The sequence below is a fragment of the Burkholderia sp. Ac-20392 genome (assembly GCF_017104585.1).
GTDB lineage: Bacteria > Pseudomonadota > Gammaproteobacteria > Burkholderiales > Burkholderiaceae > Burkholderia > Burkholderia lata.
In genome coordinates this window covers 1-4,342 of sequence record NZ_JAAGPB010000615.1, presented here as the reverse complement: position 1 = coordinate 4,342, position 4,342 = coordinate 1, and the positions used below count along the sequence as shown (strand labels likewise).

The 4,342-nt window shown below is 66.9% G+C and carries 4 protein-coding genes and 3 pseudogenes; 5 read left to right on the top strand and 2 right to left on the bottom strand.

From position 1 onward, the window contains the following. Both G3N99_RS35595 and fliJ read left to right on the top strand, forming a co-directional pair. A partial coding sequence (locus tag G3N99_RS35595) for a FliI/YscN family ATPase (RefSeq protein ID WP_206124697.1) occupies positions 1 to 1,035 on the top strand: 1,035 nt, incomplete at its 5' end. A gap of 5 nt (positions 1,036 to 1,040) precedes the next feature. After that, positions 1,041 to 1,475, top strand: coding sequence for a flagellar export protein FliJ (gene fliJ / locus G3N99_RS35590; protein WP_206124698.1), 435 nt, complete (start codon positions 1,041 to 1,043; stop codon positions 1,473 to 1,475). On the opposite strand, the pseudogene G3N99_RS35585 reads toward fliJ, so the two are convergent. Further along, positions 1,425 to 1,586 (bottom strand): annotated as a pseudogene (locus G3N99_RS35585) (LysR family transcriptional regulator); the annotation flags it as partial. The gene fliJ and the pseudogene G3N99_RS35585 sit on opposite strands and share 51 nt — an antisense overlap. A gap of 135 nt (positions 1,587 to 1,721) precedes the next feature. Between G3N99_RS35585 and ilvD the strand changes: the two are divergent. Beyond that, complete coding sequence (gene ilvD / locus G3N99_RS35580) at positions 1,722 to 3,395, top strand: dihydroxy-acid dehydratase (protein WP_206124696.1); 1,674 nt, start codon at positions 1,722 to 1,724, stop codon at positions 3,393 to 3,395. A gap of 126 nt (positions 3,396 to 3,521) precedes the next feature. Further along, a complete protein-coding gene (locus G3N99_RS35575) occupies positions 3,522 to 3,848 on the top strand; it encodes a c-type cytochrome (protein ID WP_174942037.1) in 327 nt (108 codons plus the stop codon). 145 nt (positions 3,849 to 3,993) lie between these two features. On the opposite strand, the pseudogene G3N99_RS35570 reads toward G3N99_RS35575, so the two are convergent. After that, positions 3,994 to 4,215: pseudogene (locus tag G3N99_RS35570) on the bottom strand (DUF2486 family protein); the annotation flags it as partial. Between the two features lie 47 nt (positions 4,216 to 4,262). Here G3N99_RS35570 and G3N99_RS42630 point away from each other — a divergent pair. Then, positions 4,263 to 4,342, top strand: a pseudogene (locus G3N99_RS42630) (cytochrome C); the annotation flags it as partial.

Here is a 4,342-nt window from a genome sequence, read left to right as displayed (position 1 = left end):
GGAATGCTCGGGCGCGTCGTCGACGCGTCGGGCCGCCCGCTCGACGGCCTCGGCCCGCTCGCGTCGAAGGTCGACGCGCCGCTGTCGGCGCCGTCGATCAACCCGCTCGAGCGCGAACCGATCCACCACGTGCTCGACGTCGGCGTGCGCGCGATCAACGCGCTGCTCACCGTCGGCCGCGGGCAGCGGATGGGCCTGTTCGCGGGCTCCGGCGTCGGCAAGTCGGTGCTGCTCGGCACGATGGCGCGCTACACGAGCGCGGAAGTGATCGTGATCGGGCTGATCGGCGAACGCGGCCGCGAAGTGAAGGAATTCATCGAACAGATCCTCGGCGAAGACGGGCTCGCGCGCTCGGTCGTCGTCGCGGCGCCGGCCGACGTGTCGCCGCTGCTGCGGATGCAGGGCGCGGCCTACGCGACGTCGCTCGCCGAGTATTTCCGCGACCAGGGCAAGCACGTGCTGCTGCTGATGGATTCGCTCACACGCTACGCGATGGCGCAGCGCGAGATCGCGCTGGCGATCGGCGAGCCGCCCGCGACGAAGGGCTACCCGCCGTCGGTGTTCGCGAAGCTGCCCGCGCTCGTCGAGCGCACCGGCAACGGGCCGGAAGGCGGCGGCTCGATCACCGCGTTCTATACGGTGCTGACCGAAGGCGACGACCAGCAGGACCCGATCGCCGATTCGGCGCGCGCGATCCTCGACGGCCACGTCGTGCTGTCACGCGCGCTCGCCGAGGCCGGCCACTATCCGGCGATCGACATCGAGGCGTCGATCAGCCGCGCGATGACCGCGCTGATCGACGAAACGCACCTCGACCACGTCCGGCAATTCAAGCAGATGCTGTCGCGCTACCAGCGCAATCGCGACCTGATCGCGGTCGGTGCGTATGCGCCCGGCCGCGACGCGCAACTCGACCGCGCGATCGCGCTCTATCCGCGCATCGAGGCGTTCCTGCAGCAGGGCTTTCGCGAATGCGCGCCGTTCGCGTCGAGCCTCGCCGGGCTCGATGCACTGTTCGACGCTTACGGAGGCTGACCCAGATGGCACACGGCTTTCCCCTTCAGTTGCTGCTCGACCGCGCGCAGGAAGATCTCGATTCCGCCACGAAGCAGCTCGGCACCGCGCAGCGCGACCGCACCGCGGCCGCCGAGCAGCTCGACGCGCTGCTGCGCTACCGCGACGAATACCACGCGCGCTTCTCGCAATCCGCGCAGCACGGGATGCCGGCTGGCAACTGGCGCAATTTCCAGGCGTTCATCGACACGCTCGACGCCGCGATCGCACAACAGCGCAGCGTGCTGGCCGCGGCCGAAGTCCGCATCGACGAAGCCCGCCCGAACTGGCAAAACAAGAAACGCACCGTGGGCTCGTTTGAAATCCTGCAGGCGCGCGGCGTCGCGCAGGAAGCGAAGCGCGACGCCCGGCGCGAACAGCGCGACGCCGAGCGCATCCTCGAGTGCACGGATCGCCTGTGACAGCGGCGGCTGCGTCATCGACAGGCGTTCGGCCGCGCGGCCGAAATGTCGCTCGTCGGCGACGATCACGAAATAGCGCCACTGGCGCAGGTCGGGAGTCGGATCGGCCATGCCTTTTTCATTCAGTAAACGACTTAATACGCGACAAATAATATATTGGACATCCCAATCCGGAAACTCCATTCTTGATTGATCCGAACCGGCTCGCCGATCGACGGCGTTGCCCAGACAAAGATGGAGTCCCCCATGGCTTACAACCGTCGCTCGAAGCACATCACGCAAGGCGTGGCCCGCTCGCCGAACCGCTCGATGTATTACGCACTCGGCTACCAGAAGGACGATTTCGACAAGCCGATGGTCGGCATCGCGAACGGCCATTCGACGATCACGCCATGCAACTCCGGCCTGCAGCGCCTGTCGGACGCGGCCGTCGCGGCCGTGAAAGCGTCCGACGCGAACCCACAGATCTTCGGTACGCCGACGATTTCGGACGGCATGTCGATGGGCACCGAAGGCATGAAGTACTCGCTCGTGTCGCGCGAGGTAATCGCCGACTGCATCGAGACCTGCGTGCAGGGGCAATGGATGGACGGCGTGGTCGTCGTCGGCGGCTGCGACAAGAACATGCCGGGCGGCATGATCGCGCTCGCACGCCTGAACGTGCCGGGCATCTACGTGTACGGCGGCACGATCCGCCCCGGCAACTGGAAAGGCCGGGACCTGACGATCGTGTCGTCGTTCGAAGCCGTCGGCGAATTCACCGCGGGCCGGATGTCGCAGGAGGATTTCGAAGGCGTCGAGCAGAACGCATGCCCGACGTCGGGGTCGTGCGGCGGGATGTACACCGCGAACACGATGAGCTCGTCGTTCGAGGCGCTCGGGATGTCGCTGCTGTACTCGTCGACGATGGCGAACCCCGATCAGGAGAAGGTCGATTCGGCCGCCGAATCAGCACGCGTGCTCGTAGAGGCCGTGAAGCGCGACCTGAAACCGCGCGACATCATCACGAAGGCGTCGATCGAGAACGCGGTGTCGGTGATCATGGCGACGGGCGGCTCGACCAACGCGGTGCTGCACTATCTCGCGATCGCGCACGCGGCCGAGGTCGACTGGACGATCGAGGACTTCGAGCGCATCCGCAAGCGCGTGCCCGTGATCTGCGACCTGAAGCCGTCGGGGAAGTACGTCGCGACCGACCTGCACCGGGCCGGCGGGATTCCGCAGGTGCTGAAGATCCTGCTCGACGCGGGGCTGCTGCACGGCGACTGCATGACGATCACCGGCCGCACGATCGCCAACGAACTGAAGGACGTGCCGAGCGTGCCGCGCGCGGACCAGGACGTGATCTTCCCGATCGACCGCGCATTGTACAAGGAAGGCCACCTTGCCATCCTGAAAGGCAATCTCGCGGAAGACGGTGCGGTCGCAAAGATCACCGGCCTGAAGAACCCGGTGATCACGGGCCCGGCACGCGTGTTCGACGACGAGCAGAGCGCGATGGATGCGATTCTCGGCGACCGGATCCGCGCCGGCGACATCCTCGTGCTGCGCTACCTCGGCCCGAAGGGCGGCCCCGGCATGCCGGAAATGCTCGCGCCGACGTCCGCGATCATCGGCAAGGGGCTCGGCGAATCGGTCGGCTTCATCACGGATGGCCGCTTCTCGGGCGGAACCTGGGGGATGGTGGTCGGCCACGTCGCGCCGGAAGCGTTCGTCGGCGGCACGATCGCGCTCGTGCAGGAAGGCGACTCGATCACGATCGACGCGCACCGGCTGCTGCTGCAGCTGAACGTCGACGACGCGGAACTCGCGCGCCGCCGCGCCGCATGGCAACAGCCGGCGCCGCGCTACACCCGCGGCGTGCTCGCGAAATTCGCGGCGCTCGCCCGCCCGGCGAACCAGGGCGCCGTCACGGGTTGATACGGGCGCGTCAAAAAATGCGACCCCAATAAACATGGCCGCCGGGGAACGCGCAAAACGCGCTTTCCCTTTGCTTTTATAATGCGCGGACCATGTAGCCGGCCGTCCCCGCCGGCGGAGAACCGCATGAAACACTCGATATTGCGCGTCCTGCTCGCCACGCTGCTGATCGGCAGCGTGGCGGCGGCGCGCGCCGATCAGGCCGACGGGCTCGCGCTTGCCCAGCGCAAGAACTGCATGGCCTGCCACGCGATCAGCAAGCCGCTGATGGGCCCGTCGTTCCGCGACATCGCCGGCAAGTATGCGTCGCGCAGCGACGCCGTCGATTACCTTGCCCAGTCGATCGTGAAAGGCAGCGTCGGCGTATGGGGCAGCGTGCCGATGCCTGCCAATACGCAATTGACGAACAGCGAAGCCCACACGCTCGCGCAATGGGTGCTGTCGGTACGCTGAACCGGACGCCCCGGGAGGAATAGTCACCCTGCCGGATTCCGCCGACTGGCGGATATGCCCCGGCTGACCCGTGCAGTGCCTCGTCGGCCGCTGTACCAGCCCTTACTGGAATCGCACCCCGTTTTTCACCGGAACGTCCGCGTGCTCAACCGGAATGACCGGAACGGCGGCGTGCGATCTCTTCGTCGACCGCGTCGCGAACCCAGTCCATCACCTCGGTTTCCAGCGCGAGGGCCACTTCACGCGTGATCTGGCCGACCAGCCAGGCCGAATGCTCATGCAGCGCGTCGCGACAGCGGGCTTCGATGGTGTCGCGCCCTTCCCCCGTCAGATAGTTCGTCAGGCGATTGCGCAGGCGCTCAGCGATTAATGCGCGGACCATGTAGCCGGCCGTCCCCGCCGGCGGAGAACCGCATGAAACACTCGATATTGCGCGTCCTGCTCGCCACGCTGCTGATCGGCAGCGTGGCGGCGGCGCGCGCCGATCAGGCCGA

Excerpts from the sequence above, each read along its gene's own strand:
- G3N99_RS35575 (WP_174942037.1), top strand. The coding sequence starts at position 3,522 with ATGAAACACTCGATATTGCGCGTCCTGCTCGCCACGCTGCTGATCGGC.
- ilvD (WP_206124696.1), top strand. The coding sequence starts at position 1,722 with ATGGCTTACAACCGTCGCTCGAAGCACATCACGCAAGGCGTGGCCCGC.
- fliJ (WP_206124698.1), top strand. The coding sequence starts at position 1,041 with ATGGCACACGGCTTTCCCCTTCAGTTGCTGCTCGACCGCGCGCAGGAA.